The following is a 21,791-nucleotide window of genomic DNA, read 5'->3' on the forward strand; positions in this document are numbered from 1 at the left end:
AATTCCGGCCGGTGGCGCAGAACACTGCCGCCGAAGGGGTCGTGATCGCGGACGGCTGGGAGATCTTCAGGTCCGGTCGAGGAGACCGCCTGTGATGAGCTCGGCCATGTGGCGCGCGGTGTTCTCCTGGCTCTCCCGGGTCACGGGGCGGGCGCGGCCGAGCCGGTGCGCGAGCGGGAGTTGCACCAGGGCCGCAACGGGGCTGATGACGGCGAAGAAGAGCACGTCCACGGGAACGCTGGGCATGCGTCCGTCGGCCATGAGCCTTTCGACGGCGGGGACGAGCGGCGCCAGCGTGGGGTTGACGTAGTTGTCGTAGAGGTAATCGAGGCGTTCGGATTCGTGGGCGAACTCGTCGGCCAGCACGCGTCCGAGCAGCGGGGCTTCCACGGCGGCCTGGTAGAAGTGCGTGATCACGGTCCGGACCAGCTCGGCGTCGCCCAGGTCGGCGTCGAGGAGCCGCCGTCGTTCCCGCTGGTCGTCGGCCAGCGCCGAATCGACCACGGCGCGCCAGAAGTTGGCCTTGGAACCGTAGCGGTCGTTGATGAAGTTGTGGCTGACGCCGAGCCGTCGCGCCAGTTCCCTGGCCGAGGTGCGGTCGTAGCCGAGCTCGGCGAACGCTTCCATGCCGAGCCGGAGGACCTCGGCTTCGGCGGGTGCTGAAGGCGTGGCCGCCGAGGGACGCCCCGGGCCGCGCGTGGTCACCGACTCCTCTGCCGTCATGCGCTCATTCTCCCCGCGGTCGTGCGGCCTGTTCCCAGGACTCGACTTGACGGCTGTCAGAATACGTCTAATCTGACAGGTGTCATCTCGTGTTCGGGGAGGAAGAACTCATGGCGCAGGACGCACCGGACATCCGGGTCCCTGATCTCACGGGTCGGCTCGCCCTGGTCACCGGCGCCAGCGACGGCGTCGGCCTGGGGCTGGCGGCCCGGCTCGCCGCAGCGGGCGCCGAGGTCGTCATGCCGGTCCGCAACCGGCGCAAGGGCGAGGCCGCGCTCGCGGAGATCCGCCGCAGGCACCCGCAGGCCGCGGTCTCCTTGCGGGACCTGGACCTGTCCTCGCTGGCGTCGGTCGCCGAGCTGTCCGAGCAGCTCGCCGCCGAGGGCAGGCCGATCCACGTCCTGGTCAACAACGCCGGTGTCATGACCCCGCCCGAGCGGCAGGTCACCGAGGACGGTTTCGAGCTCCAGCTCGGGACCAACCACCTCGGGCACGTCGCCCTGGTAGCCCGCTTGCTCCCGCTCCTGCGCGCGGGCCAGGCGCGGGTGACCTCGCAGATCAGCATCGCCGCCGACCGGCACTCCATCAACTGGGACGATCTCCAGTGGGAACGGCGCTACAGCGGCAACCGGGCCTACAGCCAGTCGAAGATCGCGTTCGGCCTGTTCGGGCTGGAGCTCGACCGCCGCAGCCGGGAGAGCGGCTGGGGCATCACGAGCAACCTCTCCCACCCCGGCGTGACGCCCACCAACCTCCTGTCCGCGCGTCCGGAGGTGGGTCGCGGGCGCGACACCGCGGCAGTGCGGGTCATCCGAGCGCTGTCGGCTCGCGGAGTCCTGGTCGGGAAGGTCGAAACGGCGCTGTTGCCAGCGCTTCTCGCCGCGACCGCGCCCGACGCCGGTGGTCGGCTCTACGGGCCCAGCGGTTTTCGGCACCTCTCCGGTCCGCCGGGGGAGCAGAAGCTGTACTCCCGCCTGCGCAGCACCGAGGACGCCCAGCGGATGTGGAAGATCTCCGAGGACCTGATCGGCTTTCAGTTCCCGGACGCTTGACCGCGGGGTGATGCCTGGATCAGGCGCCGGGGCGGATCTCGTGCGGTGGCGTTCCCGGCACGATCCGGTTGCGGGTGCCGCCGAGCAGCTCGACCTCGGTGGTGACGACGTCGCCGGGCCGCAGCGGCGGGCGGACGTCCTGGCCGTACCGGCCCCACAGCTCGGCCAGGCACCCGTTGCGGCAGGTGCCCGATCCCAGCAGGTCACCGGGCCGGATCGAGGTGCCGCGCGAGGCGTAGGCGGCCAGCGCGGGGAAGCTCCATGCCATGTTGTCCAGCCGGTCGGTGCCGATCTCCTCGCCGTTGACCAGCACGCGCATGGTCAGGTCGTAGGAGGTGCCCGAGGCCCGGTCCCGCAGTTCGTCGGCGGTGACGAACACGGTGCCCAGCGAAGTGGCGGTGTCCTTGCCCTTTGCCGGGCCGAGCTTCAGCCGCATCTCGTGGAACTGCACGTCGCGCGCCGAGAAGTCGTTGAACACCACGAAACCCGCGATGTGCTCGGCTGCCTCGGCCACGGTGAGGTCCCTGCCCGCGCGGCCGACGACCGCGGCCACCTCCAACTCGAAGTCGAACCGCTCGCAACCGGGCGGCACGGGCACGTCGTCGTGCGGGCCGACGGTCGCGTAGGGGTTGGAGAAGTAGAACGCGGGGATCTCCCAGAACTCCTCCGGGACCACGGCGTTCGGATCCAGGTTCCTGGCTATGCCCGCGGTGTGCTCGGGGAAGGTGGAGAAGTCCCGCACTGTCGGCGGCTCCAGCGGCGCCAGGAGGTCGGCCTCGTCGAGACGCACCCCGCGGGCGGCGGTGCGCAGCGAGGTGTCGGCGGTGTCGGCCAGCCTGCCGTCGTCGGCCAGCAGCGTCGGCAGGTCGAGTCCTGCGGGCAGGTCGATCAGGACGTCCTCGTCGTCGAGCACGGCGAGCCTCGGGCCTTGATCCGACCGGTGCCGGACGATTCGCATGATGCCTCCTCGATGATCCACTGCGATGCTAGGCAGCCGGAGCACCTCGGCGGAAATGCGCGGATCGGCTGGCTGGTATTCGCGCGGTGGATGGCTCGTAGGATCGCTCCGGTGACGACGCGGGAGGTACGGGCGTGAATCTGGGACAGGTCGATCTCAACCTGCTGGTCGTGCTCGACGCTCTGCTGCGCGAGCAGAACGTCACCCGCGCCGCCGAGCGGCTGCACATGTCCCAGCCCGCCACGAGCACCGCCCTGGCGCGGCTGCGCAAGCTCCTCGGCGATCCGCTGCTGGTCAAGCAGGGGCGCTACCTGCGGTTGACGCCGCGCGGTGAAGCGCTCGTCGAGCCCGTGCGCGAGGTGCTCGGGACGATCGAGCAGCACATCGTCGCACCCCCGGACTTCGACCCCGCCCACGACGAGCGGACCTTCAACCTGGCCTCCAGCGACTACGTCGGCGTCGTGATCATGCGCCCGCTGCTGGAGCGGGTGAACGGGCTGATGCCCAACGTGCGCTTGGAGATGGGTGCGCTGTCCGGCGACGCCGCGCGCATGATCGAGCGCGACGAGATCGACCTGGTGATCCTGCCGGAGGTGCTGGCCGAGGGCATGCTGTCCGCGTCGTGCTCCAGCGCGCCGGTGGTCCGCGACCGGTACGTGGGAGCGGTGTGGTCGCAGCACCCGCTGGCGGGCGGATCGCTCCCGCTGGAAGCACTCACCCGGTACCCGTACCTGGCCTACGCGCCGCCGAACGGGTGCAGCCTGATGGACGAGGACATCGAGCGGGCCGGAGTCACCCCGAGGGTCGAGGTCACCTCGGTCAACTTCATCACCATGCCGTTCTTGATGGCGGGCACCGACCTGGTCACCATCATCCCGGAGAGCCTCGGCGAGCAGCTCGCGCCCGCCGCTGGGATCGAACTGCTGGAACCGGAGTTCCCGCTGCGCCCGGTGCGCGAATCCGCCTACTGGCACAGCCGCAGGGACGCCGACCCCGCGCACCGCTGGTTGCGCGAGCAGCTGCTCGCCGTCCTGCCATAGCTGGTATTCACACCACGTATTTCCGCGCCCACCCCACGCGCCCTTAGCGTCGAACGCGTCGAAGGAGGACGCGATGACGCGACGGGTGGACGGCTACGCCCTGGGCACTTTCTCGGACGGTTCCGGCAGTTTCGCCGGTCTCGTCGCGGGTGACCGGGTGCTGCGGCTGGAAGATGTGGGGACCGTTCGGGACCTGCTGGACGACTGGGAGGCGAAGCGGAGCGCGCTGCCGGAGCTTGCGGCGACCCTGTCGAGCGGCGGCGGGACGCCGCTGGCGGAGCTGACCGTTCAGGCGCCGGTGGAGCCGCGCCAGATCATCCAGGCGGGGGCCAACTACCGAAGCCACGTCGCCGAGATCGTCCTGTCCGGCCGGGAAGCCGACGACACCCGCAGCGATGAGGAGTTGCGCCGCGACGCCGAGCGCATGATGGACGACAAGGCCCGCACGGGAAGCCCGTTCTTCTTCAGCGGCCTGCCCGCCGCGATCTGCGGACCGGACGACGACGTGCTGCTGCCGGCCGAGTCCTCGCAGGTCGACTGGGAGGTCGAGCTGACCGCCGTCATCGGCAAGGCCGCGCACCGCGTGCCGCGCGAACGCGCGTTGGAGCACGTCGCCGGCTTCACCGTGTGCAACGACGTCAGCGCGCGCGACCTCCAGTTCCCGGCTGAGCACCGGCCGCTGGGCGGTGACTGGATCCGGGCGAAGAACCGCCCGACCTTCCTGCCGACCGGGCCGTTCATCGTCCCGACCGAGCAGCTGCCGGGTTACCGGGAACTGGAGATCACCCTCGACCTCAACGGGGCGCGCAAGCAGTCCGACGTCGCGGCGAACCTGCTCTTCGACGTCGAAGCGCTGGTATCGGCGATCTCCGCGGCGACCACTCTGCACCCGGGCGACCTGATCCTGACCGGCAGCCCTGCGGGCAACGGCGGGAAGTGGCAGCGCTGGTTGCAGCCGGGCGACGTGCTGGAAGCGGCCATCTCGGGCATCGGCGCGCAGCGCAACACCTGCGTCCCGGAGCCCCGATGAACCGGCCGGGCCCGGGACGGGCGCAGGAGGTCTCCGACGGGGTCCACGCCTTCGTGCAGCCAGACGGCAGCTGGATGATCAACAACAGCGGGTTCGTCACCGGAACCTCCGGGGTGCTGTGCGTGGACGCGTGCGCGACCGAACGCCGCACCCGCGACCTGCTCGCCGCCATCGCCGAGGTGACGGCAGCGCCCGTGCGGACGTTGGTCAACACCCACCACCACCCCGATCACACCGCGGGCAACGGGTTCTTCCCGAACGCCACCATCGTCGCGCACGAGCAGGCCCGCCCGGAGATGCGGGCGCTCGGCCTGCCCGGGAACGACGGGATCTGGTCCGATGTGGACTACGGCGATCTCGAACTCCAGCTGCCGTTCCTGACCTTCACCGACCGGATCGCGGTGTGGGTCGACGACCTGCGCTGCGAGCTGATCCACCCCGGACGGACCGCGCACACCACCAACGACGTCGTGGTGTGGATCCCGGAGCGCTCCGTGCTCTTCGCAGGCGACCTGGTGTTCAACGGCGGAACCCCGTTCCTGCTCTCGGGATCGGTGCGCGGCTCCATCGACGTCCTCGAACACTTCCTGGCCCCGCTGGGGGCCACCACGATCGTGCCCGGCCACGGCCCGGTGTGCGGACCGGAGGTCATCGACGAGGTGCTGGACTACCTGCGCTTCGTCCTCGACCTCGCCGCGCGCGGCCGGGAAGCCGGTTTGAGCCCGCTGGACCTGGCTCGGGAGACCGACCTCGGCAGGTTCGCCGACTGGACCGACGGTGAGCGCATCGTCGGCAACCTGCACAGCGCCTACGCCGAGGAATCCGGGCAGCCGCTCGACGCCGGAGCCGCGCTGCGCGACATGGTCGCCCACAACGGCGGCCGTCCGCTGACCTGTCTCGCTTGAAAGACCTTTTCCCGCACCGCAGAGGAGTGTTGAATGTCCGAGATCTTGTTGTCCCAGCTCGCCCACGTCGAGCTGATCAGCCCGAAGCCCGCGGAGACCGTCGAGTGGATGAAGGAGGTCTTCGGGCTGGAGGAGACCACCAGCGAGGGCCAGTCGGTCTACCTGCGGGGCTGGGCGGAATGGCTGCACTCGAGCCTGATCATCACCGAGGGCCGCGAACCCGGTGTCGGCCGGATCGGCTGGCGCACCTACGGCCCTGAGGACCCGGAGATCGTCGCGAAGCGGCTGGCCGACACCGAGGAAGCGGTGGGCTGGGTCGACGACTGGACCGGGCACGGCGCCACCTACCAGTACCGCGCCCCGCACGGCAGGCACCTGCACGAGGTGTTCTGGGACGTCGACCGCTACCAGGCCCCGCCGGAGCAGCAGGACCCGGTGATCAAGAACCGGCCGCAGCGCTTCTCCGGCAAGGGGATCGGGGCCCGCTACCTCGACCACGTCACCATGCCGACCCAGAACATGCGCGGCGACATCGACTTCTACAAGCGGCTCGGCGCCCGCCACACCGCGCAGACCGAGGTCGAACCGGGTTTCGAGGTGTTCTCCACGTTGACCTGCAACGGCATTCGCTCCACGCACGACCTCGCGCTGGTCCCCGACTTCAGCGGCATGACCGGGCGCGCTCACCACATCGCCTTCCGGGTCGACCAGCGCCAGGACGTGGATCGCGCGGCCGAGGTCTTCCTGGCCAACGACACGCCGATCGAGTTCGGGCCCGGGGTGCACGGCATCGACGAGATCACCTACCTCTACGTCCGCGAGCCCGGCGGGTTCCGAATGGAGATCAACGCCGGCGGCTGGGTCAACACCATGCCCGACTGGGAGACCACCACCTACCAGGCCGCGGGAGGCAACCCGGGGCAGAGCATCTGGCGCAACGTCGAAGCGCCCGAGGGGTTCCACGAGTCCTGGCCGCTGCCCGCGGGCGACGCCGCCGAGAAGCAGAACGCGGGCGTCGCGGGCGAGAACGTGCGCGACTTCTTCGGCGAGCAGGCGGGCACGTCGCGATGAGCGTGCGACGCGTGCTCGTCATCGGCGGCGGGATCGGTGGCCTCTCGGCCGCCATCGCGTTGCGCCGGACCGGTGTCGAGGTCGAGCTGATCGAGAAGAACGCCGAGTGGACGGTCTACGGCGTCGGGATCATCCAGCCGGGCAACGCGTTGCGCGCTCTGGACCAGCTCGGTCTGGCCGAGCAGTGCGCGGCGCAGGGATATCCGATGCGCGGCGTGCGCAGCCTGACCGCCGACGGCCAGACGGTGCTGCGGGACGACACCCTGCCCTCGGCCGTCCCGGGCCTGCCGCCGAACAACGGCATCACCCGACGCAGGCTGCACGACATCCTCGTCTCGGCCGCGCGGGAGGCAGGGACGGAGATCCGGACCGGCGTCACCGCGTCCGCGGTGGACCAGGCGCCGGAGGAGGTGCACGTCGGGTTCAGCGATGGGCGGCAGAACTCCTACGACCTGGTGGTGGGCGCCGACGGCCTGTACTCGCGGCTGCGCGAGCAGCTGTTCGGCGAGCACCTCAAGGCGAAGTTCACCGGGCAGGTCGCCTGGCGCATCAACCTGCCCCGAATTCCCGAGCTCGACCGGCTGTGGGTGTACCGGGGTTCGCGGGGAACGGCGGGTTTCGTCCCGCTGGCCCCGGACCTGATGTACATGCTCACCATCGAGAAGGTGCCCGACGGCGCCCCGCTGTGGCTCCCGCGGGAAGGGCTGGCCGCCGAGTACCGCAAGCGGCTCGCCGAGTACGGGGGAGCGGTGGCCGAGCACCGCGAGAGGGTGCGCGACGACGCCGAGGTCTTCTACCGCCCGGTGGACAACATCCTGCTGCCCGCGCCGTGGTACCGGGGCCGAGTCCTGCTGATCGGCGACGCGGCGCACGGAACCTCCCCGCACTGCGGGCAAGGCGGCGCGCAGGCCATCGAAGACGGTGTCGTGCTCGCCGAGGAGGTCGCCGCGCACGACTCCGTCGAGCAGGTCCTCGACGGATTCATGCGGCGGCGCTTCGAGCGCTGCAAGACCGTCGTCGAGGGCTCCGAGCGCATCGGCCGCTGGGAGCAGGACCACAGCCTCGACATCGACCCCGACGCCGCGGCCTACGAGGTCACCATGGCGGCGATGGCTCCGCTGTGACCGAGCTTGGAGGAGAACCGATGCCAAGTGTCGATGTGCACGCCCACCTCGGAGTGCCCGCCGTCGACGAGCTGATCGCCGACGAACCGGGCCTGGCGCGGCAGCGGGCCGCCGACGCTGCCGCGCTCGGACCGGAGTCGGCGGCCTACAACGTCGAGCAGATCCGCTCGCTCGCGGTGAAGCTCACCGACGTGGACGTGCGCATCGCCGCCATGGATCACGCCGGCGTGGACGTCCAGGCCGTGAGCCCGGTGCCGCTGCCGCACGCCTGGGCGGAGCGCGCGCTCGCCGAGCGCATCACCGCGCTCACCAACGAGGCGGTCGCGGAGTGCTGCTCGCGGCGGCCGGACCGGCTGGTCGGGATCGGCGCGGTCGCGCTGCAACACCCGGACCTGGCGGCGGAACAGCTGCGGACCGGGGTGCGGGAGCTGGGGTTGCGCGGCGTGCAGATCTCCACCTCGGCCGCACCCGGGGTGGAGCTCGACGACCCGTCTCTGGCGGAGTTCTGGGCCGCGGCGGAGGAGCTCGGCGCCGCGGTGCTGATTCACCCGTGGGGTTGCACGTTGGGTGAACGGCTCAACGCCTACTACCTGTTCAACACCGTCGGCAACCCGGTGGAAACGGCCCTGGCGCTGTCGCGGCTCGCCTTCTCCGGCCTGCTCGAACGCCACCCGGGGCTGCGGATCTGGTCGGCGCACGGCGGCGGCTACCTCGGCAGCTACCTCGTGCGAGCCGATCACGCCTGGCAGGTCCGGGGCGACGCGCGCGCCACCGAAGCACCGCCCAGCGAGCTCCTGCGCCGCACCTTCGTGGATTCCCTCGTCTACACCCCGCAGCAGCTGCGCCACCTGGTCGACGTGATGGGCGCCGGGCAGGTGACGCTGGGCAGCGACTTCCCGTTCGACATGGGCGTCGAGGACCCGGTGCACCGCTTGCTGGCCGCCGACCTGGACGCCACCACCACCGAAGCGATCCGGGGCGGGAACGCCACTCGGCTGCTGGGCCCGATGCCGCCGGTCGGCTGATCGGCCCGCGGCCTCCCGCTCGCACCGTTCGGGTAGCTTCCAACGCAGCAGGACCCACTGATGCGCTGGCCGCGGTGCGCGAACGAAAGCGGAGGGCCCGATGCCGGACCGGATTTTCCTCGACAAGCAGACACCGACCGCGTTCAAGGCGCTGACCTCGACCGCGACGGAGATCCGCGCCAAGGCGCGCGAGGTCGGGCTGGACCGCGTCCTGATGGAACTGGTCAACGTCCGGGCGTCCCAGCTCAACGGGTGCGCCTTCTGCCTGGACCGGCACACGCAGCTCGCGCTCGACGCCGGGGACACCGCGCAGCGCCTGGGCGTGCTGCCGGCCTGGCGGGAGACCGACCTGTTCAGCGAGAAGGAACGGGCGGCGCTGGAGCTGACCGAGGCGGTGACGCTGGTCGCCGACCAGCACCCGGACGACGCCACCCTGGCCCGCGTCCGCACGGTCCTGTCCGACGACGAGGCATCCGTGGTGACTTGGGCGGCCATCACCATCAACGCCTTCAACCGGGTCTCGATCCTCTCCGGCCACCCGGTCCGCCCCCGTCGCAGCGCAACCGACCCGGAACCCCGCCCCAACGCCTAAGAGCTGTTTGGAAATGCTTTGCGTGGCGGTGCGGGTAGCGGAACCTGAGCGGCTTCCTGGACTCCGTGCGCCGCTCCTCGAGCATGTCGGTCACGGCGTACTCGCCACGAAGTAGCTCAGAACCCGCGGCGGTGCCGGTGCTTGGGTGGTGGAAGAGGATGCTGCTCCGCCGCATTCTTGGACAGCTCCTGGGGGGGGGGAGGCGCGCACGATCCACCCGGACGACGAACGACTATCGCCGGGCGAAAGGTCGGGTTCTCGCGCGTTTTCGTCCGCGTAGCGTCGGCGACGCTGAGTTGGTCGTCGTGGGCGGGAGGCGCGCTGTGCGGACGAGAGCGGCTGTTGTTCGGGAACCGGGAAAACCGTGGGAAGTGACCGAGCTCGAGCTGGACGAGCCGCGCGGTGGCGAAGTCCTCATCCGGTTCGCCGCGTCCGGGCTGTGCCACTCCGACGAGCACCTGCGCACCGGCGATGCGACCTGCCGGCTCCCGATCGTCGGCGGGCACGAGGGCGCCGGGGTCGTCGAGGCGGTCGGCGACGACGTCACGCGAGTCGCGCCCGGCGATCGCGTGGTCTGCTCGTTCATCCCCGCCTGCGGGACGTGCCGGTACTGCGCGACCGGACGGCAGAACCTGTGCGATCAGGGCGCGGAGATGGTCACCGGCAGGTTGCCCGACGGGACCTTCCGCTTCCACGACGACGCGGGTGAGGACTTCGGCGGGTTCTGCGCGCTGGGAACGTTCGCGCAGCGAGCGGTGGTGTCGCAGGCGTCCTGCGTGAAGATCGACGACGACGTCCCGTTCGAGGTCGCTGCGCTGGTCGGCTGCGGAGTCCCGACCGGGTGGGGTTCATCGGTCTACGCCGCCGGAGTCCGGACCGGCGACACCGTGGTCATCTTCGGTTGCGGTGGCGTCGGGTCGAACGCCGTGCAAGGCGCGCACTACTCGGGCGCGCGGCACGTCGTCGTGGTGGATCCCGTTGCGTTCAAACGGGAGAAGGCGCTCGAGTTCGGGGCGACCCACGTCTTCGAGACCGCTGACGAAGCGCGGGAAGCGGTCGTCGAACTCACCCGGGGCCAGCTGGCCGATCACGCGATCTGCACGGTCGGGGTGCTCGACGCCGAGGTCGTCTCGCAGGCCACCGCGATCACAGGCAAGGGCGGTCAGGTCACGGTCACCTCCGTCGGCCGCAGCGGTGACACCCAGGTCCAGCTCGCCGCCAACGGGCTGCTCGTCGGCTACCAGCGTCGAGTGCAAGGGCATGTGTTCGGCATGTGCAACCCGCTCTTCGACATCCCGCGCCTGCTGGAGCTGTGGCGGATGGGGCGGCTCAAGCTCGACGAGCTCATCACCCGGCGCTACGAGCTCGACGAGATCAACCGCGCCTACCAGGACCTCGACGAGGGACGCAACATCCGCGGCGTCGTCGTGCACGCCTGAGGCGGGAGGCCGAGCATGGTCGTCGAGAGCAGGTCCGAGCAGGAGAACCGAATTCGCGTGCAGCGCCGCAGGATCCTGCTGTCCGGGGCGGTCGGCACCACCATCGAGTACTTCGACTTCCTGCTGTTCGGGCTGATCGCACCGGTGGTGTTCAACGAGCTGTTCTACCCGAAGTCCAACGCGATGGTCGCGACGATCGCCGTGCTGGGCACCTTCGCCGCGGGCTACGTGGCGAGACCACTGGGCGGACTCGTCTTCGGGCACTTCGGCGACCGCATCGGCCGCAAACCGGTCATGTTCACCACGCTCGTGCTGATGGGCGCCTCCACGACCGCGATCGGGCTGCTGCCCACCTACGCCACCGTCGGCGTCATCGCCCCGATCCTGCTGGTGCTGCTGCGCTGCCTGCAGGGAATCGCGCTGGGTGGGGAGACGGTCGGCGCGGTCATCCTGGCGACCGAGAGCGCTCCGAGCGGCAAGCGCGGGGGATACGCGGGCGTCATCCAGATCGGCGCGGCGGCGGGTTCGGTGCTGGCGGCGCTCGGGACGAGCCTGGTCGCGTCGATGCCGGCCGACGATCGGCTGTCCTGGGGCTGGCGGGTCCCGTTCCTGCTCAGCGCGGTGCTGGTGATCGTGGGCGTGTACGTCCGGGCGAAGGTCGAGGAGTCGCAGGTCTTCCAGCGGGCCGCCACGGACGCGCCGCGTCGCGTTCCGCTGATCTCGGCGCTCCGTCAGGAACCCCGCGCTTGCATCACGATCTTCCTGACGGTCATCACCGAGACCAGCATGCTGCAGATCTTCACGGTATACGTGCTGGTCTACGGCGCGCAGGAACTGCACATCCCGAACTCGCTGATGCTCACCGGCATCATGATCGGCAACGTCTTCGGCCTGATCACCAACCCGCTGTTCGGCCGCCTGTCGGACTTCATCGGCCGTCGCGCGGTGATAGCGGGATCGCTGATCGCCAGCGCGCTGTACGTGGTGCTCGTCTTCTTCCAGCTGCTGGCGACCGGGAACCCGGTGCTCATCGTCCTGGCGATCGCGATCCCGCCCGCGATCATCCAGACCTCCATCTTCGGAGCGGAGGGCAGCTTCTTCGCCGAGCTGTTCCGCAGTGCCACCCGCCGCTTCTCCGGCCTCGGCGTCAGCAGGCAGCTCGGCGGCGTCATCGGAGGCATGTTCCCGATGATCGCCGCCGCGCTGTTCGCTACCACCGGCACCATCTGGTCCGTGGTCGGCTACTACGCGGCCATCACGGTGATCTCCCTGACCGCCGTCCTGCTGGCCCGCGAAACCAACCGAGAAACCCTGACCTGACGCTCATGTCGCGCAGCGCGGTCTACGTCGCTGGCGCTTCGAGGACGAAGAACTGGAACGTGGGGGTGGTGGCCAGCTGTTGAAATTCGTCGGGGAACAGATCGCGGGCCGCCGGATCGGGCTGTGGTTCGCTGATCGTGGTGAGGCGGAAACCTGCGGTGGTGAACGCGTCGACCATCGCGTGCAGCGGCCGCCGCCAGAATTTCATCGGGACGGTCTGCCCATCGACGGTCCAGTTGAAGGTGTAGCTGGTGGTCGCGAAGTAGTCAGGCCGGGGGTCGCTGATCGTGTAGGCGACGAAGGGGTGGTCGACCGAGGCGATCATCCGCCCCCCCGGGCTTGAGCACGCGCTGGAACTCCGCGAGCGTCGGTGACCAGTCCTCGATGTAGTGCAGCACCAGTGATGCGATGACGTCGTCGAACGAGCCGTCGGTGAACGGCAACCGATTCCGCAGATCGGCGAGGTGCAGGTCCGCCTCGGAGCCGAGCTTGCGCTTCGCCAGCGCCAGCATCCCGGCGCTGGAGTCGATCCCCGCGAGGACCGCACCACGATCCCGCAGCGCCGCGGACAGAGCGCCCGCACCGCAACCCGCGTCGAGGATCCGGTGACCAGTCACATCTCCGGCGAGCGCGAGCATCGCGGGGCGCTCGTAGTGGGCGTTGACCAGGTTGTTCTCGTTCGCCGCCGAATACGCCTCGGCAATTCCGTCGTAGTCGTTGAACTGCGGGGGCTCTGCGCCCACACCGGTCTCGCGATCCATGACCGCAGCGTAGTGATCGGGCGTGCGCCGCACGACGTCGAAGACTCGGCCGCGCAGAGCGGCGGCGAGTTCGTCGAGAACGTGGGCCATGCCAGCACCCGATCCGGGCGAGTGCGCGGGCGTCCGCGCCCGGATCGTGCGACCCGGATCGACTCGAGCACGGCGACCATCTGCGGACTGTCGGCGCGTTGACCCGCGATGATCAACAACGATAATGGTTTTCGGCCTTGCTCACAGGCCAAGTGGATCTTCGTGGGGAACCCGCCCCGAGACCGATCCAGCGCGTGATCGGCCGGTTCGTCGCCGGGCGGTTCGACCTGCTTGCCAGGTCGGCGGCGGGCGCCGGCGGCGTGCTGGTGGGCCCGGTTGATTGTGGAGTCCACCGACACCTGCCAGTCGATCAGTCCTGCCTGGTCGGCCCAGGCTCGCAGCGCTGAGAGGCTCCAGGGCCACACGCCCTCACGCTGCCAGCGGCGAAACAGCTGGTAGATCGACTGCCAATGCCCATAGCGTTCTGGCACGTCCCGCCACCGGGCACCGACCCGCACCCGCCACCGGATCCCATTGAGCAACTGCCGCCGTGTCCACTTCGGGCGACGACCCACCACGGGTCGGGGCGGCCACACACGCTGCATTGCCACCCACTGCCGATCCGTCAGATCCTTACGCGCGCCAACCGATACGCTTCCCACCGAGGTCTCCGATTAGATGTGGATCTTCTTGGTCGTTGATCCATCTACCGGAGACCTCTCTACTTCCCGACAGCACCCCTCGTTCCTAAACAGCACCTAACCCACGTCCTCCGGCCTCGGGGCGCTTCGCCGGTCACGGCTGGCCTCGGCCGCTGCCTGGTTGGCGTCGCCGCTGTTCGCCGCGCGTGAAGCCAGTTCTCGGTAGGTGAGCGGAGTGCGCTCGAACCGGCCCTCATGAGCGGCGATGGCATCCCGTGGTTGCCGGTGCTCGGGGTGGCGCGCTTCGAAATCCCTGCGCGCCTCCACCGCCCGGCGCCAGTGCGTGACGGTGTCCCGATCGCCGTTGTTCAGGCCTTCCCAGGATCGCGGGGCGGACGTCATCGGTGCCGGGGGTGCGGCGTGCCCGTGCATCGAGGGGGAGGGCGGGCGGCGTCTGGTCGTGGCGCCGCAGTCCGGGCAATCGGGCGCCGGCGAGGACCAGGTGGGGACCATGAGCTCGAACCTGGTGCCGCAGGTGCAGGCGTAGTCGTACATCGGCATGACCGGCTCACCTCCGAGTGGAACGCCCGGCCCGCACCGCGAGCAGGCCGGGCGGCGGATCACGTGTAGTAGTTGCCCGGGCCGGTTCGGAGCTGGGTGATCTGTTCCGGGTCGTGCCCGTAGATCACCTGCGCGTTGGTGCGCTCCTGGATGCCGCGAATCTTCTCCACGGATTCGAGCCAGGCGACCGAGTCGTAGACGATGCCCGCGCCGACGGCGGGTGGACCGTAGGACTCCTTGCGGTACAACGCGTCCGAGGCGAAGATCATGGTCCCGCTGTCGGCCAGGTCGACCTGCAGGCTCATGGTTCCCCACGTGTGCCCGGGGGTTCGCAGCAGCGTGACGCCGGGCAGCAATTCCGTGTCGCGGTTGACCGTGTCCAGTTCCAGGCCGTCGTAGTCGGACTTGATGTGCGCGCCCTTGTTGTAGCCGTCGAAGGAGAACGCGCCTTCCTTCTCCTCCTCGTCGACGATGATCTTGGTGTTCGCCTGCTGCCAGAATTTCGCGTTGGCCGCGTGGTCGAGGTGCAGGTGGGACAGGACCAGGTAGTCGATGTCGTTGGGCTCGATCCTCAACTGCTTCAGGCGGGAGTCCAACCAATCATCCTCCGCGACGGTGTCGACGGGGAAGAACTGGTCGAGACCTGTTGGGCCCCAGCGAGTCTCCCAGTCCCGCGGGACTCCTGCGTCCCACATCAGCTTCTGGCCGTTCGGGTGCTCCAGGTAGACGACATGAGTCGGGACTTCGACCCAGTCTCGCCCCTTCTCCGGCTGGTTCTGGGTGGCCATCCGGTGGGGATCGATCAACAGCCAGGTGAGGTCGGCGTGCATCGTTCCCGTTGGGATGATCGTGACCTTGATCTTGTCGTTGTCGGGCATGCCGAGCCCCCCTCACTGGTGCACGATGACCCCGCGGATGAGCTTTCCGTCCTTGAGGTCCTGGTAGCCCTCGTTGACCTGGTCGAGTGTGTAGGTCTTGGTGATGAGCTCGTCGAGCTTGAGACGATCTGCGTTCCACAAACGCAGGAGCTTGACGATGTCGTACTGCGGGTTGCACGAGCCGAACTGCGCGCCCCTGATGACCTTCTCGTTGCGGGTGAACATCGCGCTGGGGAGCTGGATGGTCAGCTTCTCCGGGTTGGCCTGACCGACCACGACGATGGTGCCGCCCTTGCCGACGATGTCGAAGGCCTGGCGGACGACGATCTCGTCCATGACGCCGACCGTCAGGATCGCTTGGTCGGCGCCTTCGCCCCAGGTCAGCTCGTGGACCTTGGCGGCGGCTTCGTCGGCGTCGGCGAAGGCGTGGGTCGCGCCGAGCTTCAGCGCGGTCTCGCGTTTGAACTCGACTGGGTCGACGACCACCACGTACTTGGCGCCGGCGTAGGCCGCGCCCTGCACGGAGTTGATCCCCACGCCACCGGATCCGTAGATGACCGCGGTGTCACCGACCTTCACGCCGCCGGCGTTGACCGCCGAGCCCCAACCGGTGGGAACGCCGCAGCCGGCCAGCACCGCGACTTCCAGCGGAAGCCACGGGTCGACCTTGACCGCCGAGCGGGCGGGGATGGTGGCGCGTTCTGAGAACGTGCCGAGCATGCACATCCCGCCGAGGTCGCGGCCGTCGCGGTGGTAGCGGAAGGTGCCGTCGGGCATGTTGCCCTTGAGGATGTTCGCGCCCAGGTTGCACAGGTTCGAATGTCCGGAGGCGCAGTACCGGCAGACGCCGCAGCTGGGCATGAAGCTGCACACGACGTGGTCGCCGGGTTCGACGTGGGTCACGCCGGGCCCGACCGCCTCGATGATCCCGGCGCCCTCGTGACCACCGACGATGGGATACCGGGGCGAATTGCCGTAGACGCCGTCGGTCAGGTGGAGGTCGGAGTGGCACAAGCCGGAAGCGGTGAACTTGATCTGCACCTCGCCGACACGTGGTTCGTCGACGTCGAGCTCGACGATCTCGAACTCCTTGCTTCCCTCTTCCAGGACTGCAGCACGGGTCTTCATTGATCACCTCTGCGGGCGTTGTGGAAGTGCGAGGACGCTGGTGGCGGGGCCGGGTGGTGCACGGCCCTCGTTCCTGCAGTGACGTCGGTGCCGGCGGACTCTGAGGTTCGAGCCGGAGGGCGGCACCGGCTGACTACCGGGAACCGGCCTTCAGATATGTACGGCCAAAGCTTGGATAGTGTCGCGCCGGGTCGGGGGAGTGTCAAACCGAAATTGGGGCACTGGATTTGAGCGTGCGGCATTTTCGCAGGAAGCGGGCGTTGACAGCATGCGTTCGCGCTTGCAGGATTGGCCGTACATTGTCGTCGAACTGCGCTGTGTTCGAGGCGAGCCCAGTTCCGGGCTCGCCGGCGCCGCGCACGATCGGGAGCGCGGATGGAATCGGCAGCTGAGACGTTGGCGCGATGGGCGCACGAACTGGTCCCCGATGCCGAGGACCTGGCACTCGCGCAGCGCTCGTTGGTCGACACCCTCGCGGTCACCCTCGCCGCCCGCGATGACGACCTGGTGCGGATCTCCGCCGGGCTGCCGGACGCGGCGCGCTGGGCGGCGGTGGGGCACGTCCTGGACTTCGACGACCTGCACATGGAGTCCACCACCCACATCAGCGTGGTGTGCGTGCCCGCGACGCTCGCGGCGGGCGGCGACGCGCGCGCCTACCTGGCCGGAGCGGGTGTCATGGCGCGGATCGGGACGGCTTTGGGCTGGTCGCACTACGCGAGCGGGTGGCACGCGACCTGCACCGCCGGTGCGCCCGCTGCCGCCGTCTGCGCCGCCGTGGCTCTCGGCTTGTCGCGCGAGCAGATCGCGACGGCGATGGCTCTGGCGGTTCCGGCCGCCGGTGGCGTGCAGCGAGCGTTCGGGTCTTCCGGCAAGTCGTTGCAGGTCGGGTACGCCGCGGATGCCGGTGTTCGCGCGGCCCGACTGGCCGCCGCCGGTGCCACGGCCGATCCGACCGCAGTGGACGCCTGGCTGCGCCTGGTCGGAGGTGATCCCGAGCGGATCGAGGTGACCGGACCGGCGGTTCCCGGAGGTCTGGCGATCAAGATGTTCCCCTGCTGCTACGCGCTGCAGCGGCCGATCAGCGCGCTGCGCGAACAGCTCCCCGCGCCGATCGCCCCGGCCGAGGTGACCGAGATCGAGGTGCGCACGCCGGCCTGCGCGGTGCAGCCGCTGATCCACCACCGCCCGAACACCGGTCTGCAGGGCAAGTTCAGCATGGAGTACGCCGTGGCCACCGCGTTGTTGGACGACCATCCCGGTTTCGGCAGCTTCACCGACGGGTCGGTCAACCGGCCCGCGGCCCAGCGCCTGCTGAAGCTCGTGAAGATGACCGAAACACCCGGTGGTGATTGGCTTCTCGCAGGAGAGGTCGACATCACCGTGACGCTGGCGGACGGGGCGCGGCACGCCGTCGCCTTGCAGCTGCCCCCGGGATCACCCGGACGGCCACCGTCCGAACAGGACATGAAGGCCAAGATCGCCGACTGCGGCCAAGACGTCCCCGCCCTCCTGTCCGATGTGGACTGGAAGCGGGCTGCGGCGATCCTGACCGAGCATCTTCCCGGGGCCGCCGTCAACGAACAGGAGAAGGAACCCGCGTGAACAGCCTCAACGAACAAGAGCAGGCCATCGTCGACACCGTCCGCGACTTCGTCGACCGCGACGTGCGCCCGGTGGCTCGCGAGCTGGAGCACGCCAACGACTACCCCGAGAAGCTGATCGAGCAGATGAAGCGGCTCGGCATCTTCGGCCTGGCCATCCCCGAACCCTACGGTGAGGTCGCGGTGTCCACGGCGTGCTACGTGCAGGTCACCGAGCAGCTCGCGCGCGGCTGGATGAGCCTGGCGGGGGCCATGGGCGGGCACACGGTGGTCTCCAAGCTGATCCACACCTTCGGCACCGAGCAGCAGAAGCAGCGCTACCTGCCGAAGATGGCCACCGGCGAGATCCGCGCCACGATGGCGCTGACCGAACCCGGCGGAGGTTCCGACCTGCAGGCGCTGACCACCAGCGCGCGCCGCGACGGCGACCACTACGTGATCAACGGCTCGAAGACCTGGATCACCAACGCCCGCCGTTCGCAGCTGGTCGCTCTGCTGTGCAAGACCGATCCGCAGGCCGAGCCCAAGCACCGGGGCATCAGCATCATCCTCGTCGAGCACGGCGAGGGCTTCACCGTCTCCAAGGATCTGCCCAAGCTCGGCTACAAGGGCGTGGAGAGCTGCGAGCTGTCGTTCACCGACCACCGCGCCCCGGTGGACGCGCTGCTCGGCGGGGAGGAAGGCCGCGGCTTCGCCCAGATGATGAAGGGCCTGGAGATCGGCCGCATCCAGGTCGCCTCCCGCGCGCTGGGCGTGGCGCGCGCCGCGCTCGACGACGCGCTGCGCTACTCCCAGGAACGGGAGAGCTTCGGCAAGCCGATCTGGAAGCACCAGTCCGTCGGCAACCACCTCGCCGACATGGCCACCCGGTACACCGCCGCGCGCCAGCTGGTGCTGCACGCCGCCGACCGCTACGACAGCGGCCGGCGGTGCGACATGGAAGCGGGGATGGCCAAGCTGTTCGCCTCCGAAGCCGCCATGGAGATCGCCCTCAACGCGGTCCGCGTGCACGGCGGCTACGGCTACTCCACCGAGTTCGACGTGGAGCGCTACTTCCGCGACGCGCCGCTGATGATCGTCGGAGAGGGCACCAACGAGATCCAGCGCAACGTCATCGCCTCCCAGCTGGTCGCGCGCGGGGGACTCGATGCATGATCAACTCATGATCACCGCGCATCCGCGACGACCGACGGGCTGTCGGCCATGAGCACCAGGGAGCACAGCGGCGAAGCGGCGTACAAGGTCCTCGCCCGCGAACTGCGGCAGGCGATCCTGCAACGCCGCTACGTCGACGGCACGCGACTGCCCACCGAGGCGGAACTGGCCGACGAGTACGAGGTCAGCCGCCAGACGGTGCGCCGCGCCTTCCACGACCTCGTGGCCGAAGGCATGGTCTACCGCGTGCCCGGCCGGGGGACGTTCGCCGCGCCCCGGGACGGCCAGTACCTGCGCCAGTTCGGTTCCATCGAGGACCTCATGGGGCTGTCGCTGGACACCCAGCTGGAGGTGCTCCGGCCGCTGCGGCGGAAGGTCGACATCGACGCGGCCAGCAGGCTCCGCTTGGACAGCGACGTCGTGCACACCGTGGTCTTCCGCCGCACCCACGAGGGCGACTCCTTCTGCCACACGACGGTGCACCTGCATCCGGCGGCGGCCGCCGCGCTCGGCGACGTGCCGGAGCTGGGGGAGGTGGGTGCCGTCAGCGACGCCACGATCATCGGCCTGCTCGACACGCGGTTGCCGACGCCGATCGCCGAGGCGGAGCAGAGCATCACGGCCGCCTCCGCGGATCAGACGCTCGCCGACGCGCTCGGGTGCGGCGTCGGTGATCCGCTGCTGCGGGTGGACCGGATCTACCTCACCACCGATCAGCAGCCCGTCGAGCTGGCCATCAACCACTTCTTGCCCGAGCAGTACTCGTATCGCGTGAAACTCCGCCGCAGCACCCACTAGCGCTGCGTCGTTCGACACCGGGAGGAAAGCCCATGCTTCCGCTGGAGGGCATCGTCGTGGTCGCCCTGGAACAGGCCGTGGCCGCCCCGTTCGCCACCCGCCAGCTGGCCGACCTCGGCGCGCGGGTGATCAAGGTCGAACGGGCCGGCGGCGATTTCGCCCGCGACTACGACACCACGGTCAACGGCATGGCCAGCCACTTCGTGTGGCTGAACCGGAACAAGGAGAGCGTCGTCCTGGATCTCAAGTCCGATGAGGGTCGGCGGGCGATGGACAAGCTGCTGGCCAAGGCGGACGTGTTCCTGCAGAACCTCGCTCCCGGTGCCGCTGCGCGGCTGGGCTTCGGCGCCGACGAGCTGCGAGCCCGCCACCCGAGGCTGATCGTCGGCGACCTGTCCGGCTACGGCAGCGATGGCCCCTACCGCGACAAGAAGGCCTACGACCTGCTCGTCCAGTGCGAAGCCGGGCTGGTCTCCATCACCGGAGGCCGCGACGAGCCCGCGAAGTCCGGGATCTCGGTGGCCGACATCGCGGGCGGGATGTACGCCTACAGCGGCGTGCTCACCGCCCTCTACGAGCGCGAGCGCACCGGCGAGGGAAGCGTTTTCGAGGTGTCCCTGCTGGACGCGCTCGCGGAGTGGATGGGTTTTCCCTACTACTACACGGTGTACGGCGGAAAGCCCCCTTCGCGCACCGGTGCGCGGCACGCCGCGATCGCCCCGTACGGCCCGTTCGGCACGGGAGGGGGAGCGCAGGTGTTCCTGGCGGTCCAGAACGACCGCGAGTGGCGCAAGCTGTGCGAGGAAGTGCTGATGCACCCCGACCTCGTCGAGGACCCGAGGTTCGCGACCAACCCGGATCGCGTCGACAACGAGCGGGAACTCACCGCGGCGATCGAGGCCGTGTTCGCCGACCTCCCGGTCGAGGAGGTCGTCGCACGCCTGGACCGCGCACAGATCGCCAACGCCCGGATGCGCACCGTGGAGGAGTTCGCCGACCACCCGCAACTCGCGGACCGGAACCGCTGGCACGAGGTCGATTCGCCCGTGGGCCCCCTGCGAGCTCTGCAACCCCCGGTGACGCTCGCCGGCCGCGCTCCCCGCATGGACCGCATCCCCGACGTCGGCGAACACACCGACGCCGTCCTGGCAGAACTCGGCGAAGAACCCGCCTGACGAGAGGTCTCGAACACCCGCTCACCTCTCGCATCGCCCGTGCAGCGCCCTCCCGGGTGGCGCAGACTTGAGGGTGACGTCCGGACCGGGGGAGCGACGCATGGGCAGGGTGATCAGCGACATCACGGTCTCGGCCGACGGGTACTCCGCGGGGCCGAACCAGAGCGAGCAGCGGCCGTTCGGCGACGACGGCGGTGACGGCTGGGGCAGCGAACTGCACGCGTGGATGTTCGACGACGCCGACGAACAACCGCGCCGAGATCGACAAGGTGGCCGACGCGGGCGCGTTCATCATGGGCCGCAACATGTTCGGGCCGCTGCGCGGCGAGTGGGACCGCCCGTGGGACGGCTGGTGGGGTGACGATCCTCCGTTCCACGCGCCCGTTTTCGTCCTCACCCACCACGCGCGCGAGCCGCAGCCGATGGAGGGCGGCACCACGTACCACTTCGTCACCGATGGGATCGAGTCGGCGCTCGCCCAGGCACGTGCCGCCGCCGGGGACCGCAACGTGTCGGTCCAGGGCGGCGCGACCACCATCAACCAGTACCTCGCCGCCGGCCTGCTCGATGAGCTGCGACTGCACATCGTGCCGCTCACCCTCGGCGCGGGAACCCGGGTGTTCGAGGGCGTGCCACCGCTGAAGCTGGAGCAGCTGACCTCACGAAGCACCAGCCGCGTCACCCACGTGACCTACGCTGTGCTGGCCGGCTGATCCGCTCGGGGATGTGCGAACGGCCCCGTTTTTCGCCCGGGGGGGTGAAAGGGGCGGGGGGGGTTGCG

General features: G+C 69.5%; 21 protein-coding genes and 1 pseudogene. 15 read left to right on the forward strand and 7 right to left on the reverse strand.

Features of this window, described 5'->3' with window-relative positions:
* Positions 1–66 precede the first annotated feature (66 nt).
* Positions 67–723, reverse strand: coding sequence for a TetR/AcrR family transcriptional regulator (locus AB0J91_RS20940; protein ID WP_363871351.1), 657 nt, complete (start codon positions 721–723; stop codon positions 67–69).
* A gap of 110 nt (positions 724–833) precedes the next feature.
* Between AB0J91_RS20940 and AB0J91_RS20945 the strand changes: the two genes are divergently transcribed.
* Positions 834–1,775, forward strand: a complete 942-nt coding sequence (locus AB0J91_RS20945; protein ID WP_363871354.1) for an SDR family oxidoreductase — start codon at positions 834–836, stop codon at positions 1,773–1,775.
* A gap of 19 nt (positions 1,776–1,794) precedes the next feature.
* Here the strand turns inward: AB0J91_RS20945 and AB0J91_RS20950 are convergent, their stop codons facing one another.
* Positions 1,795–2,733, reverse strand: a complete 939-nt coding sequence (locus AB0J91_RS20950; RefSeq protein WP_363871356.1) for a fumarylacetoacetate hydrolase family protein — start codon at positions 2,731–2,733, stop codon at positions 1,795–1,797.
* Between the two features lie 134 nt (positions 2,734–2,867).
* On the opposite strand from AB0J91_RS20950, the gene AB0J91_RS20955 reads away from it, so the two are divergent.
* From AB0J91_RS20955 to AB0J91_RS20995, 9 genes are all read left to right on the forward strand, one after another.
* The gene (locus AB0J91_RS20955) at positions 2,868–3,773 is read left to right on the forward strand and encodes a LysR family transcriptional regulator (RefSeq protein WP_363871359.1); all 906 of its coding nucleotides are present in this window, start codon (positions 2,868–2,870) and stop codon (positions 3,771–3,773) included.
* Positions 3,774–3,846: 73 nt separating this feature from the next.
* Entirely contained in the window at positions 3,847–4,803 is a 957-nt protein-coding gene (locus tag AB0J91_RS20960) for a fumarylacetoacetate hydrolase family protein (protein ID WP_363871362.1), read from the forward strand.
* Positions 4,800–5,708 (forward strand): MBL fold metallo-hydrolase, encoded by a 909-nt coding sequence (locus AB0J91_RS20965; RefSeq protein ID WP_363871365.1) that lies wholly within the window; start codon positions 4,800–4,802, stop codon positions 5,706–5,708. The genes AB0J91_RS20960 and AB0J91_RS20965 overlap by 4 nt, the downstream gene beginning before the upstream one ends.
* Before the next feature lie 33 nt (positions 5,709–5,741).
* Positions 5,742–6,779 (forward strand): VOC family protein, encoded by a 1,038-nt coding sequence (locus AB0J91_RS20970; RefSeq protein WP_363871368.1) that lies wholly within the window; start codon positions 5,742–5,744, stop codon positions 6,777–6,779.
* Positions 6,776–7,903: an FAD-dependent monooxygenase gene (locus AB0J91_RS20975; protein WP_363871371.1), complete on the forward strand. Its 1,128-nt coding sequence runs from the start codon at positions 6,776–6,778 to the stop codon at positions 7,901–7,903. Before AB0J91_RS20970 ends, AB0J91_RS20975 begins: the two co-directional genes overlap by 4 nt.
* A 20-nt stretch (positions 7,904–7,923) precedes the next feature.
* Complete coding sequence (locus tag AB0J91_RS20980; RefSeq protein ID WP_363871374.1) at positions 7,924–8,928, forward strand: amidohydrolase family protein; 1,005 nt, start codon at positions 7,924–7,926, stop codon at positions 8,926–8,928.
* A gap of 100 nt (positions 8,929–9,028) precedes the next feature.
* Positions 9,029–9,520: a carboxymuconolactone decarboxylase family protein gene (locus AB0J91_RS20985; RefSeq protein WP_363871377.1), complete on the forward strand. Its 492-nt coding sequence runs from the start codon at positions 9,029–9,031 to the stop codon at positions 9,518–9,520.
* 323 nt (positions 9,521–9,843) lie between these two features.
* Positions 9,844–10,959 carry an NDMA-dependent alcohol dehydrogenase gene (locus AB0J91_RS20990; protein ID WP_363871380.1) on the forward strand — a complete coding sequence of 372 codons (1,116 nt, stop codon included), beginning with the start codon at positions 9,844–9,846 and terminating at the stop codon, positions 10,957–10,959.
* 15 nt (positions 10,960–10,974) lie between these two features.
* Complete coding sequence (locus AB0J91_RS20995; RefSeq protein ID WP_363871383.1) at positions 10,975–12,279, forward strand: MFS transporter; 1,305 nt, start codon at positions 10,975–10,977, stop codon at positions 12,277–12,279.
* A gap of 22 nt (positions 12,280–12,301) precedes the next feature.
* Here AB0J91_RS20995 and AB0J91_RS21000 read toward each other — a convergent pair.
* The 5 genes and pseudogenes from AB0J91_RS21000 to AB0J91_RS21020 all read right to left on the reverse strand — a co-directional run bounded on the left by AB0J91_RS21000 (position 12,302) and on the right by AB0J91_RS21020 (position 16,278).
* Positions 12,302–12,983 (reverse strand): annotated as a pseudogene (locus tag AB0J91_RS21000) (class I SAM-dependent methyltransferase).
* Positions 12,893–13,732: an IS5 family transposase gene (locus AB0J91_RS21005; RefSeq protein ID WP_363871386.1), complete on the reverse strand. Its 840-nt coding sequence runs from the start codon at positions 13,730–13,732 to the stop codon at positions 12,893–12,895. The pseudogene AB0J91_RS21000 and the gene AB0J91_RS21005 overlap by 91 nt, the downstream one beginning before the upstream one ends.
* 96 nt (positions 13,733–13,828) lie before the next feature.
* Positions 13,829–14,272 carry a zinc ribbon domain-containing protein gene (locus AB0J91_RS21010; RefSeq protein WP_363871388.1) on the reverse strand — a complete coding sequence of 148 codons (444 nt, stop codon included), beginning with the start codon at positions 14,270–14,272 and terminating at the stop codon, positions 13,829–13,831.
* A 59-nt stretch (positions 14,273–14,331) separates the two neighbouring features.
* Positions 14,332–15,150: an N-acyl homoserine lactonase family protein gene (locus AB0J91_RS21015; RefSeq protein WP_363871391.1), complete on the reverse strand. Its 819-nt coding sequence runs from the start codon at positions 15,148–15,150 to the stop codon at positions 14,332–14,334.
* Positions 15,151–15,162: 12 nt separating this feature from the next.
* A complete protein-coding gene (locus AB0J91_RS21020) occupies positions 15,163–16,278 on the reverse strand; it encodes an NDMA-dependent alcohol dehydrogenase (protein ID WP_363871394.1) in 1,116 nt (371 codons plus the stop codon).
* A gap of 375 nt (positions 16,279–16,653) precedes the next feature.
* Here AB0J91_RS21020 and AB0J91_RS21025 point away from each other — a divergent pair, with 375 nt between their 5' ends.
* The 5 genes from AB0J91_RS21025 to AB0J91_RS21045 all read left to right on the forward strand — a co-directional run bounded on the left by AB0J91_RS21025 (position 16,654) and on the right by AB0J91_RS21045 (position 21,723).
* Entirely contained in the window at positions 16,654–17,883 is a 1,230-nt protein-coding gene (locus AB0J91_RS21025) for an MmgE/PrpD family protein (RefSeq protein WP_363871396.1), read from the forward strand.
* Positions 17,880–19,037, forward strand: a complete 1,158-nt coding sequence (locus AB0J91_RS21030) for an acyl-CoA dehydrogenase family protein (RefSeq protein WP_363871399.1) — start codon at positions 17,880–17,882, stop codon at positions 19,035–19,037. The genes AB0J91_RS21025 and AB0J91_RS21030 overlap by 4 nt, the downstream gene beginning before the upstream one ends.
* A gap of 48 nt (positions 19,038–19,085) precedes the next feature.
* Positions 19,086–19,835, forward strand: a complete 750-nt coding sequence (locus tag AB0J91_RS21035) for a GntR family transcriptional regulator (protein WP_363871402.1) — start codon at positions 19,086–19,088, stop codon at positions 19,833–19,835.
* Between the two features lie 32 nt (positions 19,836–19,867).
* Positions 19,868–21,010 carry a CaiB/BaiF CoA-transferase family protein gene (locus AB0J91_RS21040; protein ID WP_363871405.1) on the forward strand — a complete coding sequence of 381 codons (1,143 nt, stop codon included), beginning with the start codon at positions 19,868–19,870 and terminating at the stop codon, positions 21,008–21,010.
* A 194-nt stretch (positions 21,011–21,204) separates the two neighbouring features.
* Positions 21,205–21,723: a dihydrofolate reductase family protein gene (locus AB0J91_RS21045; protein ID WP_363871407.1), complete on the forward strand. Its 519-nt coding sequence runs from the start codon at positions 21,205–21,207 to the stop codon at positions 21,721–21,723.
* Positions 21,724–21,791: the final 68 nt, after the last annotated feature.

It is taken from the genome of Saccharopolyspora sp. NPDC049357, from assembly GCF_040677225.1.
In the GTDB taxonomy this organism is placed as follows: domain Bacteria; phylum Actinomycetota; class Actinomycetes; order Mycobacteriales; family Pseudonocardiaceae; genus Saccharopolyspora.

Bases quoted from the DNA above. Each gene is read 5' to 3' on its own strand.
- AB0J91_RS20940 (WP_363871351.1), bottom strand. From the start codon at position 723: ATGACGGCAGAGGAGTCGGTGACCACGCGCGGCCCGGGGCGTCCCTCG.
- AB0J91_RS20945 (WP_363871354.1), top strand. From the start codon at position 834: ATGGCGCAGGACGCACCGGACATCCGGGTCCCTGATCTCACGGGTCGG.
- AB0J91_RS20950 (WP_363871356.1), bottom strand. From the start codon at position 2,733: ATGCGAATCGTCCGGCACCGGTCGGATCAAGGCCCGAGGCTCGCCGTG.
- AB0J91_RS20960 (WP_363871362.1), top strand. From the start codon at position 3,847: ATGACGCGACGGGTGGACGGCTACGCCCTGGGCACTTTCTCGGACGGT.
- AB0J91_RS20965 (WP_363871365.1), top strand. From the start codon at position 4,800: ATGAACCGGCCGGGCCCGGGACGGGCGCAGGAGGTCTCCGACGGGGTC.
- AB0J91_RS20970 (WP_363871368.1), top strand. From the start codon at position 5,742: ATGTCCGAGATCTTGTTGTCCCAGCTCGCCCACGTCGAGCTGATCAGC.
- AB0J91_RS20975 (WP_363871371.1), top strand. From the start codon at position 6,776: ATGAGCGTGCGACGCGTGCTCGTCATCGGCGGCGGGATCGGTGGCCTC.
- AB0J91_RS20980 (WP_363871374.1), top strand. From the start codon at position 7,924: ATGCCAAGTGTCGATGTGCACGCCCACCTCGGAGTGCCCGCCGTCGAC.
- AB0J91_RS20985 (WP_363871377.1), top strand. From the start codon at position 9,029: ATGCCGGACCGGATTTTCCTCGACAAGCAGACACCGACCGCGTTCAAG.
- AB0J91_RS20995 (WP_363871383.1), top strand. From the start codon at position 10,975: ATGGTCGTCGAGAGCAGGTCCGAGCAGGAGAACCGAATTCGCGTGCAG.
- AB0J91_RS21010 (WP_363871388.1), bottom strand. From the start codon at position 14,272: ATGCCGATGTACGACTACGCCTGCACCTGCGGCACCAGGTTCGAGCTC.
- AB0J91_RS21015 (WP_363871391.1), bottom strand. From the start codon at position 15,150: ATGCCCGACAACGACAAGATCAAGGTCACGATCATCCCAACGGGAACG.
- AB0J91_RS21020 (WP_363871394.1), bottom strand. From the start codon at position 16,278: ATGAAGACCCGTGCTGCAGTCCTGGAAGAGGGAAGCAAGGAGTTCGAG.
- AB0J91_RS21025 (WP_363871396.1), top strand. From the start codon at position 16,654: ATGGAATCGGCAGCTGAGACGTTGGCGCGATGGGCGCACGAACTGGTC.
- AB0J91_RS21035 (WP_363871402.1), top strand. From the start codon at position 19,086: ATGAGCACCAGGGAGCACAGCGGCGAAGCGGCGTACAAGGTCCTCGCC.
- AB0J91_RS21040 (WP_363871405.1), top strand. From the start codon at position 19,868: ATGCTTCCGCTGGAGGGCATCGTCGTGGTCGCCCTGGAACAGGCCGTG.